General features: G+C 62.0%; 18 protein-coding genes. 11 read left to right on the forward strand and 7 right to left on the reverse strand.

What is annotated here, in order from left to right:
* The first annotated feature begins 2 nt into the window (after positions 1–2).
* Genes HY019_RS13160 through HY019_RS13210 form a run of 11 tightly spaced genes read left to right on the forward strand, consistent with a single transcriptional unit; the run spans position 3 to position 12,042 of the window.
* Positions 3–932 carry a GDP-L-fucose synthase gene (locus tag HY019_RS13160; RefSeq protein ID WP_290692793.1) on the forward strand — a complete coding sequence of 310 codons (930 nt, stop codon included), beginning with the start codon at positions 3–5 and terminating at the stop codon, positions 930–932.
* A gap of 46 nt (positions 933–978) precedes the next feature.
* Complete coding sequence (xrtB, locus tag HY019_RS13165) at positions 979–1,875, forward strand: exosortase B (protein WP_290692794.1); 897 nt, start codon at positions 979–981, stop codon at positions 1,873–1,875.
* Complete coding sequence (gene epsF / locus HY019_RS13170; protein ID WP_290692796.1) at positions 1,872–3,299, forward strand: chain length determinant protein EpsF; 1,428 nt, start codon at positions 1,872–1,874, stop codon at positions 3,297–3,299. The genes xrtB and epsF overlap by 4 nt, the downstream gene beginning before the upstream one ends.
* A gap of 20 nt (positions 3,300–3,319) precedes the next feature.
* Positions 3,320–4,186 (forward strand): polysaccharide biosynthesis tyrosine autokinase, encoded by an 867-nt coding sequence (locus tag HY019_RS13175; protein ID WP_290692798.1) that lies wholly within the window; start codon positions 3,320–3,322, stop codon positions 4,184–4,186.
* Positions 4,186–4,911 carry an exosortase C-terminal domain/associated protein EpsI gene (locus HY019_RS13180; RefSeq protein WP_290692800.1) on the forward strand — a complete coding sequence of 242 codons (726 nt, stop codon included), beginning with the start codon at positions 4,186–4,188 and terminating at the stop codon, positions 4,909–4,911. Before HY019_RS13175 ends, HY019_RS13180 begins: the two co-directional genes overlap by 1 nt.
* A gap of 32 nt (positions 4,912–4,943) precedes the next feature.
* The gene (locus HY019_RS13185) at positions 4,944–6,173 is read left to right on the forward strand and encodes an oligosaccharide flippase family protein (RefSeq protein WP_290692802.1); all 1,230 of its coding nucleotides are present in this window, start codon (positions 4,944–4,946) and stop codon (positions 6,171–6,173) included.
* 2 nt (positions 6,174–6,175) lie between these two features.
* Complete coding sequence (locus HY019_RS13190) at positions 6,176–7,318, forward strand: glycosyltransferase family 4 protein (RefSeq protein WP_290692885.1); 1,143 nt, start codon at positions 6,176–6,178, stop codon at positions 7,316–7,318.
* On the forward strand, positions 7,315–8,502 hold the full coding sequence (locus HY019_RS13195) for a glycosyltransferase family 4 protein (RefSeq protein ID WP_290692804.1): 1,188 nt from the start codon (positions 7,315–7,317) through the stop codon (positions 8,500–8,502). The genes HY019_RS13190 and HY019_RS13195 overlap by 4 nt, the downstream gene beginning before the upstream one ends.
* Before the next feature lie 10 nt (positions 8,503–8,512).
* Entirely contained in the window at positions 8,513–9,781 is a 1,269-nt protein-coding gene (locus HY019_RS13200) for a hypothetical protein (protein ID WP_290692806.1), read from the forward strand.
* Positions 9,744–10,802, forward strand: coding sequence for an acyltransferase family protein (locus tag HY019_RS13205; protein WP_290692808.1), 1,059 nt, complete (start codon positions 9,744–9,746; stop codon positions 10,800–10,802). Before HY019_RS13200 ends, HY019_RS13205 begins: the two co-directional genes overlap by 38 nt.
* 25 nt (positions 10,803–10,827) lie before the next feature.
* Positions 10,828–12,042: a glycosyl hydrolase gene (locus tag HY019_RS13210; protein ID WP_290692810.1), complete on the forward strand. Its 1,215-nt coding sequence runs from the start codon at positions 10,828–10,830 to the stop codon at positions 12,040–12,042.
* A gap of 30 nt (positions 12,043–12,072) precedes the next feature.
* Here HY019_RS13210 and HY019_RS13215 read toward each other — a convergent pair whose 3' ends face one another.
* The 7 genes from HY019_RS13215 to HY019_RS13245 all read right to left on the reverse strand — a co-directional run bounded on the left by HY019_RS13215 (position 12,073) and on the right by HY019_RS13245 (position 21,626).
* The gene (locus tag HY019_RS13215; protein WP_290692811.1) at positions 12,073–14,163 is read right to left on the reverse strand and encodes a cellulase family glycosylhydrolase; all 2,091 of its coding nucleotides are present in this window, start codon (positions 14,161–14,163) and stop codon (positions 12,073–12,075) included.
* Positions 14,164–14,489: 326 nt separating this feature from the next.
* On the reverse strand, positions 14,490–15,545 hold the full coding sequence (locus tag HY019_RS13220; RefSeq protein WP_290692813.1) for an acyltransferase: 1,056 nt from the start codon (positions 15,543–15,545) through the stop codon (positions 14,490–14,492).
* 51 nt (positions 15,546–15,596) lie between these two features.
* On the reverse strand, positions 15,597–16,616 hold the full coding sequence (locus HY019_RS13225; RefSeq protein WP_290692815.1) for an NAD-dependent epimerase: 1,020 nt from the start codon (positions 16,614–16,616) through the stop codon (positions 15,597–15,599).
* Positions 16,613–17,941 (reverse strand): UDP-glucose/GDP-mannose dehydrogenase family protein, encoded by a 1,329-nt coding sequence (locus HY019_RS13230; protein ID WP_290692817.1) that lies wholly within the window; start codon positions 17,939–17,941, stop codon positions 16,613–16,615. The genes HY019_RS13225 and HY019_RS13230 overlap by 4 nt, the downstream gene beginning before the upstream one ends.
* Before the next feature lie 25 nt (positions 17,942–17,966).
* Complete coding sequence (locus HY019_RS13235; RefSeq protein ID WP_290692819.1) at positions 17,967–19,100, reverse strand: glycosyltransferase; 1,134 nt, start codon at positions 19,098–19,100, stop codon at positions 17,967–17,969.
* Positions 19,097–20,110 carry a glycosyltransferase family 1 protein gene (locus tag HY019_RS13240; RefSeq protein WP_290692821.1) on the reverse strand — a complete coding sequence of 338 codons (1,014 nt, stop codon included), beginning with the start codon at positions 20,108–20,110 and terminating at the stop codon, positions 19,097–19,099. The genes HY019_RS13235 and HY019_RS13240 overlap by 4 nt, the downstream gene beginning before the upstream one ends.
* A gap of 226 nt (positions 20,111–20,336) precedes the next feature.
* Entirely contained in the window at positions 20,337–21,626 is a 1,290-nt protein-coding gene (locus HY019_RS13245; protein WP_290692823.1) for a galactose oxidase-like domain-containing protein, read from the reverse strand.
* Between the last annotated feature and the right edge of the window lie 13 nt (positions 21,627–21,639).

Here is a 21,639-nt window from a genome sequence, read left to right on the forward strand (position 1 = left end):
ACATGGACAAGAACGCCAAAATCTTCGTGGCCGGGCACCGCGGCATGGTGGGCTCCGCCATCGTGCGGCGCCTGCAGGCGGCCGGCTACACCCGCGTGATCACGCGCAGCCGCAGCGAACTCGACCTGCTCGACCAGCGCGCCGTGCACGCGTTCCTGCAGGCCGAAAAGCCCGACTACCTCTACATCGCGGCAGCCAAAGTGGGCGGCATCCAGGCCAACAACGTGTACCGGGCCGACTTCATCTATCAGAACCTGATGATCGAAGCCAACCTGATCCACGGCGCCCACGAGGCTGGCGTGCAACAGTTGATGTTCCTGGGCTCCAGCTGCATCTACCCCAAGCTGGCCCCCCAGCCCATGCACGAAGACGCACTGCTCACCGGCTTGCTGGAGCCCACCAACGAGCCCTACGCGATCGCCAAGATTGCCGGCATCAAGATGTGCGACGCCTACAACGCCCAGTACGGCCGGCAGTACATCAGCGTGATGCCCACCAATCTGTATGGCCCCAACGACAACTACGACCTCAACAACAGCCACGTGCTGCCCGCCCTGATCCGCAAGGCCCACGAGGCCAAGCAACGCGGCGACGCCGCCCTGGTCGTGTGGGGCACCGGCACCCCGATGCGCGAGTTCCTGTACGCGGACGACCTGGCCGACGCCTGCGTCTACCTGATGGAAAAGGGCTACTGCGGCCCGCTGGTCAACATCGGCACCGGCACGGATGTGACCATCCGCGAACTGGCCGAAACCGTGGTCGACATCGTCGGCTTCAAGGGCAGCTTGACGTTTGACGCCAGCAAACCCGACGGCACCCCCCGCAAATTGATGGACGTTTCGCGCCTGAGCGCCCTGGGCTGGAAAGCAAGCACCAATTTGAGGGACGGCATTGAGCTTGCTTACCGGGATTATCTGAACAAGGCGGCTTAAACTCGCCATCAGTATGTCCTCAATTCAGCCGGCAGCCTCTTCATCATTGACCCAAGCCCGCGACGAAACGCCTTCACGCGCCGAGTTGCTGGCCATGGCTGCCGGCCTGTTCGCCATGTACCTGCCCACGTACATGACGCTGGACGCCTCCATCTGGAAAATCGTCGGCCAGGGCCATGGCCCGGTCATGCTGGCGCTCACGCTGTGGCTGATCTGGCAACGCCTGCCCGCCTTCGTTGGCCTGGCGCCCCAGCCCGCCCCACTCAGCGGTGGCGCGCTGCTGGCCGCCGGCCTGCTGCTCTACATCGTGGGCCGCTCGCAAGACATCCTGTTCATGGATGTGGGCTCGCAGATACTGGTGCTCACCGGGCTGACCCTGCTCTACCAAGGCTGGGCCGGTTTTCGGGTCATGTGGTTCCCCATCTTCTTCATCTTGTTCATCATCCCCATTCCGGGCTCCATCGTTGACCAGGTGACGGCGCCGCTGAAAGCCGCAGTGTCTTATGTGGCCGAAGCCATTCTTTACAAACTGCATTACCCCATCGGGCGCTCAGGCGTCACACTGACGATCGGCCCCTATCAGTTGCTGGTGGCCGATGCCTGCGCCGGCTTGAACTCGATTTTTGCGCTGGAAGCCATTGGCGTGTTCTATTTGAGCGTCATCGGGCACACGTCCAGGCTGCGCAATATCGTGCTGGCCATGCTGATATTGCCCATTTCTTTTGTTTCGAACGTGACCCGCGTGATCGCGCTGGTGCTCATCACCTATTATTTCGGCGACGAGGTCGGGCAGGGATTCGTGCACAGCTTTGCTGGCATTTTGCTGTTCATGCTGGCCACCGCATTGACCATTGGTACCGATACGGTTTTAGGGTTTTTCATCCGTGACAAGGCTGAAACCCAGAACCGCGCCGACGCCCTTCAGCCCAAAGTGACCTCATGAACCTCAACCAGCTTCTACTGATACTCAAAGCTCGCAAATGGCTTGTGGTCGGCGTGTTCACCACGGTGGTCGTGCTCATCGTGGGTGTCAGTTTCATTCTGCCCAAGAAGTACACGGCCACGGCATCCGTCGTCATCAACTCCAAGAACCCGGACCCGATCAACGGGATGATCATGCCGGGCACCATGCTGCCCACCTACGTGGCCACCCAGCTGGACATCTTGCGCAGTGACCGCGTCGCCCAGAAGGTGATCCGCGCGCTCAAGCTGGACCAGAACGCGGTGTTGCGTGAACAGTGGCAGGAAGACACCGAGGGCGAGGGCAACTTTGAAGCCTGGCTGGCAGAAGTCCTGCAAAAGAAGCTGGACATCGTGCCCTCCAAGGAGTCCAGCGTGATCAACGTGGCCTATGCCGCAGCCGATCCCAAGTTCGCCGCCGCATTGACCAATGCATTTGTGCAGGCCTATATCGACACCACGCTGGAGTTGCGCGTTGAGCCGGCTCGCCGCTTCACCATGTTGTTTGACGAGCAGGCCAAACAATTGCGCGAGAAGCTGAGCCAGGCACAAGACAAGCTGTCGGCCTATCAACGCGACAAAGGCATTGTGGCCACAGACGACCGGCTGGATGTTGAAAACGCCCGCCTGGCCGATCTGTCCAATCAGCTGGTGCTGATCCAGGGCCTGTCTGCGGAGTCCATGAGCCGCAAGGCACAAGCTGGCGCCAACATTGCCGAAGTGCTGAACAACCCGGTCGTGGCGGCCCTGAAGGCTGACCTGTCCAGGCAGGAAGCCCGCCTGAAAGAGCTGGCGGCATCTCAAGGCAGTGCGCACCCGCAAGTGGTGCAATTGCAAGCCAACATCAACGAACTGCGCGCGCGCATGGACGCGGAAATCAACCGCGTGACCTCCAGCGTGTCGATCAACAACACCGTCAACCTCTCGCGTGAAGCCCAGGTCAAGGCGGCGCTGGAAGCGCAACGCGAGAAGATCCTGCGCCTGAGGGCTCAGCGTGACGAGGCCTCCGTGCTGGTCTCTGATGTGGCCAATGCGCAGCGCGCCTACGACGCCCTGCAGGCCCGTTACGCGCAAACCAGCCTGGAAAGCCAGAGCAACCAGACCGACGTGTCGATCCTCAAGATTGCCACCCCGCCGGCTGACCCGTCCTTCCCCAAGATGATCCTCAACACGGCCATCGCCATCATCCTGGGCGGCATGTTGAGCGTGGGGCTGGCCGTGCTGCGTGAAACGCGCGATCGCCGTATCCGCCAGGAGGAAGACATCATGAACTTCACCAAGTCGACCTACCTGGGCACCATGCCGGTGGCGCTGGAAGCCAAAAAGGGCGCCCTGCTCCCGGTCAAGAGCCCGCCAAGGCTGGCCAAGCGTGCCCTGCCTGAACTGACTGCCCCGAAAAAGGCCTGACCACCTCAACGACCTTGGCCATGAAAAACTCTCAAAACGAAGTCGGCGGTGAAAAGAGCATTGGCAACATCATTGCTGATGCCCACAAGTTGTCCCCTGCGCAGGTCGAAGCGGTCGTTGCCCTGCAACGCTCCAAAGGCCTGAAGTTCGGTGAAGCCGCCGTCGAGCTGGGCTACGTCAAACGTGAAGATGTGCTGTGGGCCCTGTCGCAGCAGTTTCACTACCCCTATGCCGCCGATGGCCGCAACAACATCAGCGCCGAGCTGGTGGTGGCCACCTCGCCTTTCGACTCGGCTGCCGAGTTCTTCCGCGACATCCGCAGTTCGCTGCTGTCCGGCCCCTTCGGCGTCAAGAATGCCCCTCTGGCATTGGCTGTCTGCAGCCCGGACAGTGGTGATGGCAAGACCTTCTTTGCCGCCAACCTGGCTGCCGCCTTCAGCCAGCTGGATGGCCGCACCCTGCTGATCGACAGCGACATGCGCACGCCGCGCCTGCACGAGTTGTTCAACATTGGCTCGGGCACATCCGGCCTGAGCGGCATCCTGTCCGGCCGCTCGGAGACCAACGTCATCCGCCCGGTTGACGCCTTGCCCAGCCTGTATGTGCTGCCGGTCGGGGTCGTGCCCCCCAACCCGCTGGAGCTGGTTCAACGCGCCGCCTTCGACCTGCTGCTGTCCGAGGTCATCATGAAGTTCGACTACGTGATCGTGGACACACCGGCAGCCGTGCATGGCGCAGATGCCCGCGTGATCGCAGCCAAGTGCGGCTCCGCCGTGGCCGTGGCGCGCAAGGGCGTCACCCAGGCCGCTGCGCTCAACACGCTGGTCACGCAGCTGCAAAAAGCCTGCCCTGCCTTTGCGGGCACCATCCTCAACGACTTTGCCTGATGACCACGATGCTGTCCGGCCCTTGGCGCATTCACGCACGAACCTGGGTGCTGGCATCCATCCTGTGTGGTGCTGCCGTGGCCGCCCGGTTGGCGCAGCCCACCCTGCACGAGCAGGCCAATGAGCCGCAGCTGGAAACCAGCATCCCCAACAAGATTGGCGACTGGGCTGCACTGGCCTCGCCACTCACGCAGGTATCGATCACGCAAGGCAACGAGCCCGACATCAACCAGCCTTATGACCAATCGGTGCTGCGCACCTATGCGGACAATCAAGGCCATCAAATTGGTGTGGCCGTAGCCTGGGGCAAGCACCAGCGCCAGGAAGTCAAGATTCACCGCCCCGAGCTGTGCTACCCCGCGCAAGGTTATGCGGTCAAGAACATCCAGGATCACACCTTCGGCGTCACCAGCAGCACCAGCCAGCAAGCCATCATTGGCAAGCGCATGATCGCGCTGGACCGCAATGGCTCGATGGAAGTCGTCAGCTACTGGATCCGCATCGGCAGCATCTACAGCGACAGCGCCTTCAAGACCCGCATGCACATCCTCCAGGAAGGCCTGGCAGGCCGGGTCACGGACGGCCTGCTCATGCGCGTCTCGCAAAAGGTGCCCGCCTCGACCGAGCCGAGCCAGCTGGAGAGCGTCTTCCAACGGCAGGAGCAGTTCGCTGCAGACCTGGTCCGCAGTGTGACGCCGGCCACGCGTGACCTGCTGGCGCGCTGAGCCAGCGCGCGCATTGGGCAACGGCAGGTTTCATGGCTGCGGGTAGTCTGTTCAAGAAAACCTTCCTCATGCTCGGTGGCAACATGGCCGCCGTCGTGCTGCAGGCCATCCAGTTCATCCTGCTGGCGCGCACCCTGGGTGCGGCTGAATACGGTGCCTTCGCATCCGTGAACGCCATGGTGGCCATCGTGGTGCCGCTGGCCGGCCTGGGTTATGGCAACGTCATGCTGATGACCGTGTCACGCGACCACAAGGCCGCGCCGGTCCAGTTGGGCAACTGCCTGGCCGTCACCGTCGCGCTGGGCCTGATCCTGGTCATGGCCATCATGCTGGCCGTGCAGTGGGTGTACGGCCCCAAGAGCAACCTGCCCCTGGCCCTGGTGGTTGGCTTGTCCGAGCTGGTGCTGGTGCGGTCCTGCCTGGTGGCCGGCCAGCTGTTCCAGTCCATGGACCAGATCAAGCGCCTGAGCCTGATCAACGTGTCCATCAGCCTGTGCCGTGTGCTGGCCATTGGCGGCCTGCTGGTGAGCGACACGCCCCAGGCCCTCAACTGGGCCATGATCAGTGCCACGCTGCTCTTGCTGCTGACCCTGGTCCATGTGCCCGCCGCGGCGCGACGTGCTGGCGGGTTGAGCCTGTCACTGGCCGCCCTTCAAAGCCAATGGCGTGATGCCACTTACTTTGCCCTGGGCACCTCGGCCAAGGCCGCTTATACCGATCTGGACAAGGTCTTCCTGGGCCGCACCGCCCCCAGTGCCGAGCTGGGCGTGTACACCACCGCCTACCGCCTGGTGGTCATGGCCTTCATCCCGGTGCGCTCCCTGCTGGACGTGACCGCCTCGCGCTTTTTCAAGTCGGGCCAGTCGGGCGTGCAGCACTCGTTTGCCTTGAGCAAGAAGCTCATCCGCTTCTCTGTGCCCTACGGCATGGTCGTGGGCCTGGGCATGTACGTGTGCGCCCCCCTGGTGCCCTGGATACTGGGCCCCAGTTATGGGGACACCGCTGACGTGCTGCGCTGGCTGGCGCCCTTGCCCGCGATCCAGGCGGTGCACTATGTGCTGTCTGATGCACTCACCGGGGCGGGCTACCAGCGTGTGCGCACACAGATCCAGTTTCTGGTGCTGGCCATCTACGCCGGGCTGGGCCTGTGGCTGATCCCTTTGCATGGCTGGCACGGTGCCGCCATCGTCTGTCTCGTCTCTGAAAGCCTGCTGGCTGTGCTGGTGATCCTGGCCGTGACCAAGCTGCTGCGCCAACCTTGAACATGAACATCCTGATGCTGACCCACGAGTACCCGCCCTACCCCGGTGGCGTGGGACGATACTGCGCAAGCCTGGCCGAGGCCGCGGTGCGTGCGGGGCATCAGGTCACGGTGCTGGCGCCGGATCACAAACAGCCTCAGGCCTGTAGCGACCAAGCTGGCGTGAAGGTGATCCGCTTTGAAGGCGATGTGTTTCACTTCAAGGAGCTCAAGGCCTTGCGCGCGCAGATCAAGCGCACGCTGGCTCAGGCCGCACGCCCTTATGACGTGGTGCATGCCGCCGACTGGCCGGCCATCGTCGCCCTGCGCGGGGTGGCCACGCCCGGCAGCCAACGCCTGGCCACGCTGCACGGCACCGACATCCTGCTGATCAAGCGCTCGATCCGCGCGCGTCTGGCGCGGGCATCCAGCGCGCTGGCCAGCTTTGACCGCTATGTGTGCAACAGCCGCTATACCCAGAGCCTGCTGCAAACCCACTTCCCCAAGCTGGCGCCACGGTCCGTCGTCACACCGCTGGGTGTCGATCACAGCTGGTTCGACACCGCCTCGGCGGCTGACCAGCAGGCCTTGTCTGCACGGGCCGGTTTGCAGTCGGACCAACTCATCGTGCTGACGGTGGCCCGCCTGGATTCGCGCAAAGGCCAGCACCGCACCATCGAGGCGCTTGCGCGCCTGCCCGACGCACTCAAGCGCCGCGTGCACTACGTGTGCGTGGGCAAGGAAGTGGAAGCCGGTTATGGCGCACGCCTTCAGGCTGCCGCGCAGGCAGGCCAGGTCAGGCTCACGCTCACCGGGCGACTGCCTGATGGTGAACTCAAGGCCGCCTACGCGCTGGCCCATGTCTTTGCCCTGACCGGTGAAGACGTGCCCGAGCGCGTGGAAGGCTTTGGCCTGGTGCTGCTGGAAGCCGCTGCACAGGGCCTGCCCGCCGTGGTGACCCAGTTGCAGGCCCTGCCCGAGGTGGTGGCCAACGGCCAGACAGGCTGGGTGTGCGCCACCGATGCCGACCTGACAACAGCCTTCCAGGCCGCGTTGCAACAAGCCGGCACGGGCGCCCTGAGGGCACCGTGCATCGCGCACGCCCGCACCTTCACCTGGGACCGATGCGCCGCCCAGAGCTACACCAGCAAGGCAGCACAGGCATGAAGATCGCCTACATCAACAGCTTTTACGCACCCAACGAAGTCGGTGGCGCAGAAAAGTCGGTGCGCTTTCTGGCGGAAGCCATGGTCCGGCAAGGCCATGAAGCCTGCGTGATCACACTGGGCCCCGAGCGCAGCACCAGCGAGCTCAACGGCGTGCGCATCGAGCGCCTGCCCATTGCCAATGTGTACGACCCGCTGGATGCCAGCCCCAAGCCCGGCTGGAAGAAGCTGCTGTGGCATGGGCTGGACAGCTACAACGTCAAGGGTGCCAAAGCAGTGGGCCAGGTGCTGGACCAATGGCAAGCCGATGTGGCCCACACCAACAACGTGGCGGGCTTTTCGGTGGCCGTGTGGCAGCAACTGGCTGCACGCCGCATCCCCATCGTGCACACCCTGCGCGACTACTACATGCTCTGCCCGAACACCGCCATGTTCAAAGGCGGCAAGCCATGCGAGACACGCTGCACCGAATGCCGCGTACTGGGCACACCGCGTGCCCACGCCACCCGCCTGGTCCACACGGTGATTGGCAACAGCCACTTCATCCTGAACAAGCACAAGGCCTACGGCCTCTTCCCCCACGCGCGGGCAGACGTGATCTACAACGCCTACGCGCCAGCAGAACACTGCCCGCCACGTGCGCCAGGCCTGGCCATCAGGTTTGGCTACATCGGTCGGATCGCCCCCACCAAAGGCGTCGAGACCTTGATCAACGCGGCCAAGGTGGCCATGTCATCGGGTACCGCGTTTGAAGTGCTCATTGGCGGCGATGGCGACGAGGCCTACATCGAATCGCTCAAGCATCGCGCGCAGGGCCTGCCTGTGCGCTTCCTGGGCCGCGTCAAGCCCGAAGACTTCTACACCCAACTCGACTGGACCGTGGTGCCCTCGCTGTGGGACGAACCCCTGGCCCGCGTGATCTTCGAATCTTTCTGCCACGGTGTGCCCGTCATTGGCTCCAGCACAGGGGGCACACCGGAGCTGGTTCAGGAAGGGCGCAATGGCCACCTGTTTGAGGCGGGCAACGCCCCCCAACTAGCCGATATCATGGTCAAGGCCGCGCAGGCAGGGGCCGACGCATCCGGCAAGCGCTCGGCCTGCCTTGAAGGCGCCAGCATCTTTGCCCCAGCCTATGTATGCGGCCGCTACCTGACCGCCTATCAACAAGCCGCCGCGCAACGGTAAGTCCGCATCCATGACGCCAACCGAGCAGCCGTTCCAGCCACGCCCCGCGCACGCCATCCTCGCGCTCGGGTTCTTTTTCGCGTGGTACTTCCTGATGGTGGACGGGCTGTGGGGCTACGCCCAGTACGTGGCCATCAAAAAGAAGATCCTGCCCTCCTCCATCTTCGTGCTGATACTGGGGATCGCCATCCTGGGCTTTCGGCGCCCGAAGGATGCGAGCTATGACCGGCGCATCATGCCCATCGTCTACAGCTGGCTTTGCTGGATGTGGGTGGTGGTGCTGTTCTCCACGGCAGACCCCTTTGCCTCGCCGTTTCGCATCCTCTTTGGCTTCTACGTCAACTACTGGTACTTCTTCCTGGCGGCGCTGGCGATCAACTCCTCGTTCCGCGTTCGCGAGGACTTCTTCCTCAAGCTCTTCTACCTGGGCGCCATCCCCATCGTCTGCCTGGGCGTGGCGCAGGGCATCAAGCAGGACAACTTTGCAATCGGCACCTGGATCTCGCAGGAAGCCGCGGCGTTCAACCTGGGCTTCTTCGGGCAGCGCAGATCCAATTCCGCGTTCGCGCACGCCGATGACTTTGGCTTCTTCTGCGGCATCGTGCTGTCCATCTCGTTGGCGCTGTGGCTGGACAAGCGCCATATATGGCTGCGCCTGGCATTGACCGGCCTGATGGGGCTGGCGGCCCTCGGCCTGTACTTCACGCTGACACGTGCAGCCTACCTGATGGCGGCATGCGCCATGCTGGGCACCCTCATGATCTACCGCGCCAAGGGCAAGCCATCAACGGCGTTGTCCTGGTTGCCTGCTGGCTTCGGGGCCCTGGCCATGATGATCTACTTCGCCGCACCGCTGGTCAGGCTGCTGTCGACCTCCAGCAGCATCCTGTCCTCATCATCCTTGGGCGAGCGGCTTTACGGCAACCAGTATTACTTTTCAGAATTGATCCGCCACGGCTGGTACACGCTGCTCACGGGCCTGGGCTGGTACGTGAACGGGCACTACCGCGCGACGTTCGCGATCGACAACCAGTACATCGCACTCGTGTTGAGCGTCGGCCTGGTGGGCCTGGGGCTCTGGTTCGCCCTGACCATCCTGTTGTGGAAGCGCCTCCTGGCGAAAGCGCTGGAGACACGAGGGCCCCTGCTCATTGGCCTGGCCGGCGCATGCAGCCCCTGGTTGGCGCAGTCGATGTTCAACGTGACCAATACGATTGCGTATGTGTCCATTGTGGCGCTGCTTGTCTATCAACGTGAGCCCACCAAAACGACAAACTGACCATCAAGCTGTCACGGCTGGCTTGGCAATCCTCGCTCTGGTGGTCAGTGAAAATCAGGCGCTGCGCAACCAAGGCAGCTCACTTTTCTTTGCCTTGAGTCTGATTGCCATCCCACTGTGTTTTTTCTGCTTTGGGATGCTGGCTCATACCGCCACCGAGCAGCGCTCTCTATCGAGTTTGATCCTCGGAACAATCAAGGTGTATTGCATTGGCATCGTGCTCTACGCGCCAAAGCAAATCACGGCCATAGCCTCACCAGACCTTACCAGCTCACTGCAAGCGCTCGTTTGGGGCACGGGCAATTCGCTCTACAACGCGCCGCTTTGGTTGCTGACGGCGCTCGTGCCTGGCCTTTGCCTCTACAGGATGGGCATCGTTGGCGGCAAGCCGCTCGGCGAGCGTCTCTGGGGCCCGCTGATTCCAGTCGTGGGGATTGGCGCGAGTTATTGGCTCTTGAGCTCCACATTGGCCAGGTCGTATCTGCCCCATGACCTATGGGAACGCCCCATCGGTTTGCCATTCAGCCTGGATCTGTCGCCTCTCGTCGCTTCGCTGCTTCTACTGGGCGCCTGGTATCAGGCCCACCATCAAGAAGTGTCCCTCCACATTCACAACCAATGGCCCGCCTGGCTATCGATTGTCGCCATCGGTGCAGCTTTCTTGATCATGGTGAACTTCGACCCGGCCCTGGATCTCAATTACAGGGTGATTCAGGCATGGCCTGCTGCGCTGCTTGCCACTCTTGTAGGCATGGCTTTGTGCGTCATGGCGTCTCAGCTGCTCTGTATTAACGCGTGTAAAGCTCGACTACCCCTCGCGCTGTTGGGTAGAAATGGACTGATCATCTTGCTCGTGCACGCGCCAATTCAGAATGCCATCGTCAATGCACTACCCGAGACCTCGCAAAGGTCTCCATTGGCAGTTGTTGCGGCGTCCGTCATCCTTTGTCTGAGCATTGCTGGCATAGGGCAATGTGTCCTCAACCGTCACTCACTCATTAAGCGGATTGTGTATGTTTAAACGCTTGGCTCTACGTTCCATACCCATGGCCATCGCCACTTTGGGAATGATTTCGACCAGCGTCGCTGCTCCGTTTTATTTCGGTATGGGCACCCACGTTGGTCAGAACAAAATGAACCAGTCTGAGGCGATGAGCCTGTATTCAATGGGCGGGTTCAACAGCATGCGTGATGAGGCCTATTGGCACCGGATTGAAAAAGAGAAAGATCAACTGGTGTTCCCCACCTCGTTGACCGATCTGGATGCGGTGATCACTCGCATCAGAAGCGCAGGCGGCTCTCCCATGATTCCGCTGGACTACGGCAACACCTTCTACGACCTCGGAGACCTGCCAACGACGGATACGGGCATAGAAGGTTTTGCGCGCTACGCCAAGTTCGTCGCTACGCACTTCAAGGGGCGCGTACCTCTGTACGAAGTGTGGAACGAATGGGACATCGGCTTGGGCTCCAATCGAAAGCCCCGCACGCTCCGTTCGGTAGAGAACTACATCAGGCTGCTACGCCCCACCATGGCGGCAGTTCGCAGTGTTGACCCCAACGCCAAACTGATTGCGGGCGTAACTGCAAACCCCAATGACAAATGGGTTGATGAGTTCATCTCACTAGGCGGGCTGAAAGGCATCGACGGCTTTTCTGTTCACCCATACGTCTATTCACGTCCCACACAGAACCGCCCCGAGGATGCCAATGATTGGCTCGCCAAATTAAGCGCGAAACTGACTGCGGCCAACCAAGGTCGCCCCATGGACATCTACGTGACCGAGATTGGCTGGCCCAACCACCAAGACAAGACGGGTTGGACAGAAAACCAGACGGCCGATTTCCTGCTGCGCTTTCACTTGCTGGTCAGGGCTCAGCCCACGATACGCGGCGTATGGTGGTACGAGCTTCGCAACAGTGGCAAAGACCCGATGGAGAAGGAACACAACTTCGGTCTGGTCACCAAAGACCTGGGCGTCAAGCCGGCCTTCAAGGCATTGAAAGTGGCTGTGTCCCTATTGTCTGAGGGCAGCAAGGTCAGCGTCAGCAATCCAGCCAAGGGTGTGTTCAAGGCTCAGATCAACACAGGGCAAGAGCAGTGCACCGCCTATTGGGCGCGAGAAGGCCAGGTGAACTACACCATCCCCGCTCGCGATCTGACAGGGCGCCTGGCCTGGGGCGTGCTGCCCGAAGAGAAGGCCGAAACCCAGACGGTCGTGACCGAGACGCCCTTGATCACCTGCAGACCAGGGGCCTGATCAGGCCCCTGGCATCTTCGGCAAACCGCTTCAGTTGACGAAGACGAACACGGGGCCGGCGTCTTCGCTCAGCGTGATCTGCTTGGCCCCGCCTGTGGCGGTAGCCGGGGTGATCGTGGTGCCAGTCCAGGACTTCACGGCGGTCACGCCCGCGGGCAAGGTCACGGTCGTGCTGAAGTCAGGATCGTCGTTCCACATCACAAAGACGCGGGCGCTGGTGCTGCTGTTATCCCAGCGCAGCGCATGCGTGTGAGGCGGCACATCGCTGTGGTAGCCCTTGAAGGTCAACTGCCCCACGCTGTTGTAGAGGTTCTTCAGGGCCACAAACGAAGGCTTCTCGTTCAGGTCGGCGTTGAGCAGGCCAAAGTTGTGCTCGCGGTCGGTCGCGTTGTAGGCCGTGTCATACAGGCTGTAGAGCGTGATCAGCGGGGCATCCATCGCCAGTTGCGTCAGCACACGGCGCAGTGTCAGCACACCCTGGCGGTTCAGGGCACGCGGGTCCAGCCCGTTGCCGTAGCGGGTCGAGTCCAGGAAGAGGTAGGAGGAATAACCCGCCTCGGTGTCCCACATCGGCTTGGTGGAGCCGGCAGCCGTCAGCAGCTTCGACAACACAGCCTGGTCCGCCGCATAGGCCTCGGGGCTGTTGGACACGCGCTTGTAGGGGCCGGTGTAGGTGAAGGAGTCAAAGCGATAAGGGTGCACGCCAATCGCGTCCACCTGACTGAGCTTGGTGGTCTGGCCGGCCAGCTTGTACAGGTAGGACAGATCAGGGCCCAGCACCACGCCACCGGTCACGACCTTGGCCGTGCTGTCAGCAGTCTTGATGCCGCTGGTGGCGCGCGAGACCATGTCGGCAAAGGCGACGGGATCAGGTGAGGTCCAGTAGATGCTGCTGTCTGGCTCGTTCCACAGCTCATAGGCCAGCACCGGCTTGTTCTTGAACGCCGTGGCGGCAGCTTGTGCGAAGTTGGCGTAGGCCTGGCGATCGTCGGCCGTTTGCGGTGTGGTGCCGCCATGATCAGGGTGGCCGTAATCGAGCACCCACAGGATCTTCATGCCGCGCGTCTGAACGCCGGGCATGAAGCCCAGGTTGTAATTGAAGTTGAACACGCCGGCACGCTCGGCGCCTTCCCAGTTCAGGTCACGGCGGATGGTGAAGATGCCGGCCTGCAAGGCCTTGTCCAGGTAGAAGGGCTCCAGGGAGTCTGAAGCCACGGCCAGGCGGCCCTTGTAGCTGGTATAGGCACTGGTCACACGCTGGGCGTTGGTCTGCAGGGTGTAATCAAAGCTGGATGCAGCATGCAGACGGATGTCACCAAAGGCCAGGGTGCCAGCCGGGTAGTTCATGCCGCCCGTGGCGAAGTCGTTGATGAAGGGCTGCGCCGAGACGGCAATCGCCACGATGTTGTCGTGCACCACACCATCGTTGGCCCCTGCCCAGTACGACGAAGGCTTGTTGAGCTGGATGTAGACGCGCTGAACGGCATCGGGGCTGCGGTTTTCAATGCCGCGCAATGACAGGGGGTAGCGCAGGACCTGGCCGGTTGAATCCCACAGCATCACGGCAAAGTTGGCCGAGGCGTCCACATTGCGCACGTCGATCGAGAGCATCGACTTGCCGCTGACGGGCACGGAAGCAGGCAGGAGGCGACGCGCGCTGACGGAATTGCGGCAATCGGTCTGGCGCACGACGATGGCGGAAGTCTGGCAGCCGAAGTCAAATTTCAGCAGCACCGAGCCGGAAACATCGGTCGATACGGAGCCGGCCGAGTAGGCCAGCGTCTTGGTGGAACTGAAGCGCCATTGGCTGGCGCCATCTGCGCCGCTGATGACGGTGCCCGTTGGGGCCGCATAGCCCAAGGTGCTGGCCACGGTTTCCGGGGCCGGCGTGGTGCTGCCACCCGTGATGCCGGCGGTGGGGGCACTGCTGCCGGAGCCAGTGCCTGTGCCTGTTCCAGAAGTGCCGCCGGTCGAAGCCCCACCGCCACCGGTCGTGCCTTCAGCGAGCGTGGGTGCGCCGGCCTGGGACTGCAATTGGTCTGTCGCGCCGCCGGAGGTTGCCGAGCTACCACCGCCACCGCCGCAACCTTCGAGCGTTGCCATGCCTGCGGCGATTGCCATGCTCAACAGGCTGTTCGCAAACAAGGAACCCAATTTAACGTACTGTTTCATTTCACCAACCCTGAACGGTCTAACTACCAGGCTATCGACATCAATGGCCCGAAGCTTACCGATTAGCTGTCTTTGCCCCCGTGACGAGTTCACGCCACGCAGTTTCGTCACAAACTGTTGCATGCCCCACCCAGCGGGCGGCGGGCAAGTATAGGACACAGGGTGGCATTTAATGCACTGGGATCTTTGCTTAGTCCGAGCGATCTGCGGCTTGATTCCATTGGTTTGCGCAAAAACGGTGCGCACCAATTTTCATCAATCTGTAATGAAATATTTCAGGCCGCTGCGGGTTGACCAGCAGATGCAAGCCTGGCCTTCAGCGATAGAAAATCAGGCGGAGCAAAGAGATACTTTGCTCGCCCTGATTTCAACCAGTGCGTCAAAATCAGTGAGCCGCCTATACCCAGGCATATACCTGGCACCAGGTAAATCATGAGCGCATGCGCGTGAATGGCCTTTTGCAGGAAAATCCGTACCGTGGCCACAAACAGCAGGTGCACCAGGTAAATATCCATGGAGCGCTCACCCAGGTAAGCCAACCAGGCAAGGCCTTTCTCGGGCAAGGCATAGCACATCGCCATGAAGAGCACCAGGATAGCCAGCGCCGTTAACAGCGCATTGGGCGAAACGGAGCGCAGGCTGTGCGTCCCCATGTCCCACACGGCGTGCACCATGAAGGTCAGCAGCGATAGCCCCGCCAATGCCAGCATGAAACCCGGCCAGGAAGGTTTTTGCACTTTGGGCAACGCGCCAGCCAGGGTCAGGCCCACAGCAAAATAAATGAAGCTCATGCAGAGCTCGGGCAGGCAAAACAACTTGGGCGCCCAGGGGTAAGCCAGCAACAGCAAAGCACCAATCGGCAGCGCCAGCAAGCGCGCCCGCTGAACGCCCGCCAAGTAGATCACCAGCTCAACCAGGGCGAAGGTGAGCAGCAAAACGTAGAGGAACCAGAATATGCCGTGGGGGTTCCAGAGAATATCCAGCAAATTCCCCCAGCCACCGCTGTGGTTGCGCAACCCGGAGCCCAGCACCTCGAACAGGCCGATCACCACCGACCAGATGAGGTAGGGGTAGAAAATGGCGTCCACCTTGCCGGCAAACTCCTTGAGCCCGTGCCGGCGCTCCATGCCTCGGCCATATAAAAGGCCGGACACGAAAAAGAAAATGGGCATGGACAACAGCGTGCAGGCGCTGCTCACACCAGCAACCAGATCAGGGCGCCAGTTGTCGAGCAAACCGGCGCCACTCAGCCCGCGCCACAGATGGGCAAATACGACAACGACGATGCCAATACCCTTGGCATAGTCCAACGCGATGTTTCTGGAAACCACGGTACGCCCTCTTTTTGAATCGAGGGAGCGTACATACAAGTTCTGTGCCTTTTAAGCCTTGCTGAAGTAAGCTTTGTACCAATCCACAAAATGCTTGACACCCTCGTCAATCGACACGCGGGGGTGCACACCCGTCCAGGCCTCCAGCCGGGAGGTATCGGCATAGGTGGCCACGACGTCACCAGGCTGCATGGGCTGCATGTCCTTGACGGCCTCCTTGCCCAGCGCCTTTTCGATGGCCTGGATGAAGGTGAGCAACTCGACCGGCTCGCTGTGCCCGATGTTGAACACGCGGTACGGCGCCCACGATGAGGACGAGTTTGGCTGCTGGCGGTCGAAGCCGGCATCGGGCTCGGGGATGCGGTCCATGGTGGCCACCACGCCAGCGACGATGTCGTCGATGTAGGTGAAGTCACGCTTCATCTGGCCGTGGTTGAACACCTTGATGGCTTCGTCCGCCAGGATGGCCTTGGTGAACAGCATGGGCGCCATGTCAGGCCGCCCCCATGGGCCGTACACCGTGAAAAAGCGCAAGCCGGTGGTGGGCAGGCCGTACAGGTGGCTGTAGGTGTGCGCCATCAGCTCGTTGGCCTTCTTGGTGGCCGCATACAGGCTGACGGGGTGGTCGACCGGGTCACTCTCGGCAAAGGGCATCTTGACGTTGCCGCCGTACACGCTGGAGCTGCTGGCATACACCAGGTGCTGCACCTTGTTGTGGCGGCAGCCTTCGAGCACGTTGACGAAGCCCACCAGGTTGGACTGCGCGTAGGCATGCGGGTTCTGCAGCGAGTAACGCACGCCGGCCTGCGCGGCCAGGTGGACGACGCGGTCAAAGCGCTCCTGCCTGAACAGCGCGTTCATGGAGGACGTGTCCGCCACATCCATCTGAAGGAAGCGGAAGCGCCCGGCGGGGGCGTGGCGGTCGATCTCGGCCAGACGATCCCGCTTGAGCTGCGGGTCGTAGTAGTCGTTCATGTTGTCGATGCCCACGACTTCATCGCCCCGCTTGAGCAGGTTGAGCGTGGTGTGCATGCCGATGAAACCGGCTGCACCTGTCACCAGGATCTTCATGTCGTTTGGCGCCCGATGCTCTCGTAGCTCAGGCCCGCCTGCTTGACCAGCGAGGGCTCGTACAGGTTGCGGCCATCAAAGATCACCGGGGTCTTGAGGCTGGCCTTGATCTTGTCGAAGTCAGGGCTGCGGAACTCCTTCCACTCGGTGACGATGATCAGCGCGTCGGCCCCTTGCAGCGCGGCGTTGGGGCTGTCGGCGTACTTCAGGCGCGCGTCATCACCAAAGATGCGCTGGGCCTCGGCCATGGCCACGGGGTCGTAGGCCGTGACGGTGGCGCCCCGCTCGAACAGCTCTTGCAGCACCACGCGGCTGGTGGCCTCGCGCATGTCATCGGTGTTGGGCTTGAAGGCCAGGCCCCACAGCGCAAAGTGCTTGCCCTTCAGGTCAGCCCCGAAGCGCTTGACCACCTTGCTCACCAGCACGGTCTTTTGGCGCTCGTTGGCGTCTTCCACGGCCTTGAGCACCAGCAGTTCCTGGTCGGCACCGCTGGCTGTCTTGATCAGGGCCTTGACGTCCTTGGGGAAGCAGCTGCCGCCGTAGCCGCAGCCGGCATACAGGAAGTGCGTGCCGATGCGCTGGTCAGAACCAATACCCAAGCGCACCTGCTCGATGTCGGCGCCCATCTTCTCGGCCAGCAGCGCCAGCTCGTTCATGAAGCTGATGCGCGTGGCCAGCATGGCGTTGGCGGCGTACTTGGTGAGCTCGGCGCTGCGCACGTCCATCACGATCAGGCGTTCGTGGTTGCGCTGGAAAGGCGCGTACAGGGCACGCATCAAGAGGATGGCCTGCTCGTCGTCGGCGCCCACCACGATGCGGTCGGGGCGCATGAAGTCGTCCACCGCCGCGCCTTCCTTGAGGAACTCGGGGTTGGAGACCACGGCGTACTTGACGTCGCTGCCGCGCTTGGCGAGCTCGTCTGCCACGGCAGCGCGCACCTTGTCGGCGGTGCCCACGGGCACGGTGCTCTTGTCAACGATGACCTTGTAGTCGGTCATCAGGCGGCCGATGTTGCGCGCGGCGGCCAGCACGTACTGCAGGTCGGCCGAGCCGTCTTCGTCAGGCGGGGTGCCCACGGCGATGAACTGGATGGTGCCGTGCGCCACGGCGCGCGCGATGTCGGTGGTGAACGACAGGCGCCCGGCCTTGACGTTGCGCTCGACGACCTTGTCCAGGCCCGGCTCGTGGATGGGGATGCCGCCTTCTTCCAGGATGCGGATCTTGTTGGGATCCACATCCAGACACAGCACGTCGTTGCCCATCTCGGCCAAGCATGCACCCGTCACCAGGCCCACATAGCCTGTGCCAACCACTGAAACTTTCATGAGAAACTTTCATGAAAACTCCGATTTAACGCACGCAGGTCACCGTGGGAACACGTTCCGTGCTGAACTCATACAGTCCACACAACTGGGCGTGTACACGCTCCATCGTGAACAACTTTTCAAAGCGGGCCCGGCCGGCAAGGCCCATGGCGCGCCATTCTTCAAGGCTGTGCTGCCTCACGGCACTCACGATGCCCGACACGTCGCCCGGCTCGAACAGCAGGCCTGTTTCGCCGTGGGCCACGACCTCCGGCAGGCCACCCACACGGGCCGCCAGCACGGGCACACCGGCCCGCATGGCCTCGGCAGCGGTCAGGCCGAAGCCCTCCCAGCGCGAGGGCATCACCAGCACGTCAGCGGTCTTGAACAAGGCTTCAAGACGGGCCGAATTGATCCAGCCGACGGACTCGGCGTTGTCAGGCAAGGCCAGGCCATGGGTGTCGTAGAGCACCGAGCCACCGGCCAGCACGCCAAAGGCTTCGTCGCCCAGTTCTCGCAGGGCCGCGCAGAACAGGTCGGCCCCCTTTTGCTGATCGAAGCGCCCCACGAACAAGAGGCGCTTGCGGCCGGGGGGCCAGGCCGGCACGTTGCCCCTGGGGGCGGGCGCTTTTTCAGCTACGCCATTGAGCACCACGTGCAGTTGCTCGGGCGCCAGCCCGGCCTCTAGCGCGGACTTGCGTTCGTGCTCGGAGATGCACACCACCTTGTTGCACAACTGAGCGAGCTCACGCTCCACCCATTGGGTGACCTTGCGCGCAACGGGGCCCATGCTGCGGTCCCAAGCCCAACCATGTGGGCAGTAGATGACGCGGCTGGACAAGCCCATCATGGCCAGCAGCGGGCGCACCACGGCCCCAGCGAAGGTGGAGTGGGCATGCACCACCTTGGGCTGATGCTGGCGCACGAAGCGGGCCACGACAAGGCCCAGTTGCATCGCATTGACAGCCCGACCAGCCTTGTCCGGGTAGGTGACCACGATGACGCCCGGCGGCACAGGCAACTCCGAGGCCTGCGAGGCGGGGATCACCACAGCCACGGCACTGCCCCCGAAATCACGGGCCTGACAGACCAGCAACTCACGCAGGTAGCTCGCAATGCCGCCCTTGATGGTCTCGGCACAGTGCAGCACCTGAACGGTGTTGGGCGGCAACTGCTTCATGCAGGCACCCCTTTGAGCAAACCTTGATTGGCCAATTCTTGTGCGACCCGCTTCCAGGTAAATTGCTGCGCCCTGGCCAACCCTTTTTGCTTGAGGGTGTTGCGCAGCGATACGTCGTTGGCAACCTTGAGCAACAACTGGGCCAATGCGGCCGCGTCCTGGGGGTCAAAGTAGATGGCGGCATCACCGCAAACTTCCGGGATGGAGGCGGCACGCGCTGCCAGCACGGGGCAGCCGCACTGCATGGCCTCCAGCGGCGGGATGCCGAAGCCTTCGTAGATGGACGGGAAGACAAAGCACATGGCGCCTTCATACAAGGCGCGCAACTCGGCGTCGGATACGTAGCCCAACCATTTGACGCGATCGGAGGCCAGCTCGCCACCATGACCGAAGACCTTGGCGTTGCCGCCACCCGCGATGGCGACGTCAAAAGGCGGGTTGTCGAGCTGGGTCAGGGCCTCCAGCACCAGGCTGAAGTTCTTGTGCGCGGCCATGCTGCTGACTGCGAGCACGTAGGGGCGCTTGGCCAGGCCGGCGCGTTCGAGCAAGGCACGGTCCGGCAGGTGCCTGAGCACATGCTCGGCGCTTTCGGGCAAGACCGCGATGCGCTCTGCTTTCAGGGGCAGATGCTGGGCCAGATCCTGCCTTGAAAATTCTGAAACAGTGAGGATGCGCGCGCCCACCAGCGACAGGCCGCCGTGGATGATTTTGTAGGCCAGCCGGAAACTCGCGCTGAATGCCTGAGGCACAGAAAATACCGCCGCGTCGTGAATCACCACGATCTGGTTTCTTTTGAAAATGGGCGCGGTATTGCACAAATTGATCAGGCGCCGTTTGCCGCAGTAAAGGGGCAAATCCAGCTGCTCCCAGAGATGGCCCTGGTGACGGCCAACCTGCTGAACCGGGATGTTCTGAAAACGCACGGTGGGCTCGGTACCAGCAGGCACCGCGAGCACCAGGGACAGGCGAGGTAAAGCCCCCGCGCCCAACAGATGGTCGAGCGCAGTCAAGGTCTCTGCTGCAAAGCGTTCCACCCCGGTGACGGGACGCTGCAGAAAGCGACCATTGATCACAATTTGCCCTAGAGCCTCAGCCATCAACTCCTCGTCCAGTGGCCGCAAAAGGCACGCCCAGACTGCAAGGCTGCCAAGCCTTCAAGTGTACGCACAACAGGGCTGGAAATGTCGCATTGGCTCCCCCCTAACGACGGGTTGAGCCCACATTTACACGGCGCCATCACGACACAGCTGTGTCAAGACGAATGATTTTTGCAACAGAAGGTACGCCCTGGCGGTCAACAGCAAACAGAAAATAGTAACCAGGGGGGGCCACCAAGGGGTTAGATGGCGCAGACACCTCGTACACATCTCCATTTTGTTTGAAATTCAATTCAATAAAACGCTGGTCATATACTTGGGAATGGGTGGCGGAACCCATTTTTACCAAAGTAAAGCGACCAATAGGTGCGCTTGCCTTGAGTTGAAAAGCCTTGTCCCATGAAATGAAGTCCGGCACCGCCTGGATGGCGGGGCGCTCGGCAAACTGCCCGCTGCCGTCGGCTTTGAACAGATAGGGCGGGTAGTAGATTTCGGCATCCAGGTTGTTGTCGGCATCTTTGGCGCCAGCGCCACCAGCCCCCGTGAGCACCGTGCCATCCTGTAGCAACAAGGCCACGGAGTGATACAGGCGGGCCTTGGCTGCGACGGCACCTGGCAACCATTTGTCCGTGGCCGGATCCCAGATCTCGGACAGACGATTGGACAGAATCCCGGAGCTGTTGTCGTTGTTGCGCAGGCTGCCACCACTGACGTAGACCTTGCCGTCGGCCAGCACGGTGGCCGTGGCATTGAAGCGCGCCAGGCCAGACCACGCAGCGCGCTTGATCACAGGCTCAGGCTGGTTGATATCGATGTTGTAGGTGATGCCCCCCAGGCGCATGGACAAGATCTTGCCCGGCGCGTACATCAGGGATGGCAAATAGGAATGACCACGGAATACTTTTTGAGGCAATTTGGTGAAACCGCCCTGCCCGTCCACCTTGACGCTGTACATATCACCCAGGCGATTGAGTGAGAAAACATCGCCGCGAGGGGTTTGCCAGGCGCGTGGGTAATTCCAGTTCTGGGAGCCGAAAAGTTCGTTTTTGTCTGCCCCGGGCAAGGTTCGCCAACCCGTCTGGGGATTGAACAACTCGGGGATGGGCGCGTAATGCTCAAGGTCCAGCCGCCCCCCCAGTATCAGTATCTCGCCGTTGGCCAAGGTCATCACGGTGGGATACCAGCGCGGGCGCTCCATGGTGCGCCCGGCCGATTTGATGACGCCGGTCTTGATGTCATAGAAGTTGATGTCCGGCGACGACCAGTTGCGCACCCCGTTGACGGTGCGGTCTCCTCCCACCAGCAGCACCTGCCCGGACGACGGGATGATGACGGCGCCACTGCAGAAGATGTCGGTGCCCGTTCCATTGGGCAAGACCAGGTGCGCATCTGGCCCCGTCCCTTTGCGGGGGTCCCAGACGTCGAACACCTCGTTGGAGCCT

This window comes from Aquabacterium sp. (assembly GCF_016195855.1).
Classification (GTDB): Bacteria; Pseudomonadota; Gammaproteobacteria; order Burkholderiales; family Burkholderiaceae_C; genus Aquabacterium.

Excerpts from the sequence above, each read along its gene's own strand:
- HY019_RS13230 (WP_290692817.1), bottom strand. The coding sequence starts at position 17,941 with ATGAAAGTTTCAGTGGTTGGCACAGGCTATGTGGGCCTGGTGACGGGT.
- HY019_RS13195 (WP_290692804.1), top strand. The coding sequence starts at position 7,315 with ATGAAGATCGCCTACATCAACAGCTTTTACGCACCCAACGAAGTCGGT.
- HY019_RS13215 (WP_290692811.1), bottom strand. The coding sequence starts at position 14,163 with ATGGCAATCGCCGCAGGCATGGCAACGCTCGAAGGTTGCGGCGGTGGC.
- HY019_RS13235 (WP_290692819.1), bottom strand. The coding sequence starts at position 19,100 with ATGAAGCAGTTGCCGCCCAACACCGTTCAGGTGCTGCACTGTGCCGAG.
- HY019_RS13180 (WP_290692800.1), top strand. The coding sequence starts at position 4,186 with ATGACCACGATGCTGTCCGGCCCTTGGCGCATTCACGCACGAACCTGG.
- HY019_RS13190 (WP_290692885.1), top strand. The coding sequence starts at position 6,176 with ATGAACATCCTGATGCTGACCCACGAGTACCCGCCCTACCCCGGTGGC.
- HY019_RS13175 (WP_290692798.1), top strand. The coding sequence starts at position 3,320 with ATGAAAAACTCTCAAAACGAAGTCGGCGGTGAAAAGAGCATTGGCAAC.
- HY019_RS13160 (WP_290692793.1), top strand. The coding sequence starts at position 3 with ATGGACAAGAACGCCAAAATCTTCGTGGCCGGGCACCGCGGCATGGTG.
- HY019_RS13225 (WP_290692815.1), bottom strand. The coding sequence starts at position 16,616 with ATGAAGATCCTGGTGACAGGTGCAGCCGGTTTCATCGGCATGCACACC.
- HY019_RS13185 (WP_290692802.1), top strand. The coding sequence starts at position 4,944 with ATGGCTGCGGGTAGTCTGTTCAAGAAAACCTTCCTCATGCTCGGTGGC.
- epsF (WP_290692796.1), top strand. The coding sequence starts at position 1,872 with ATGAACCTCAACCAGCTTCTACTGATACTCAAAGCTCGCAAATGGCTT.
- HY019_RS13200 (WP_290692806.1), top strand. The coding sequence starts at position 8,513 with ATGACGCCAACCGAGCAGCCGTTCCAGCCACGCCCCGCGCACGCCATC.
- HY019_RS13210 (WP_290692810.1), top strand. The coding sequence starts at position 10,828 with ATGGCCATCGCCACTTTGGGAATGATTTCGACCAGCGTCGCTGCTCCG.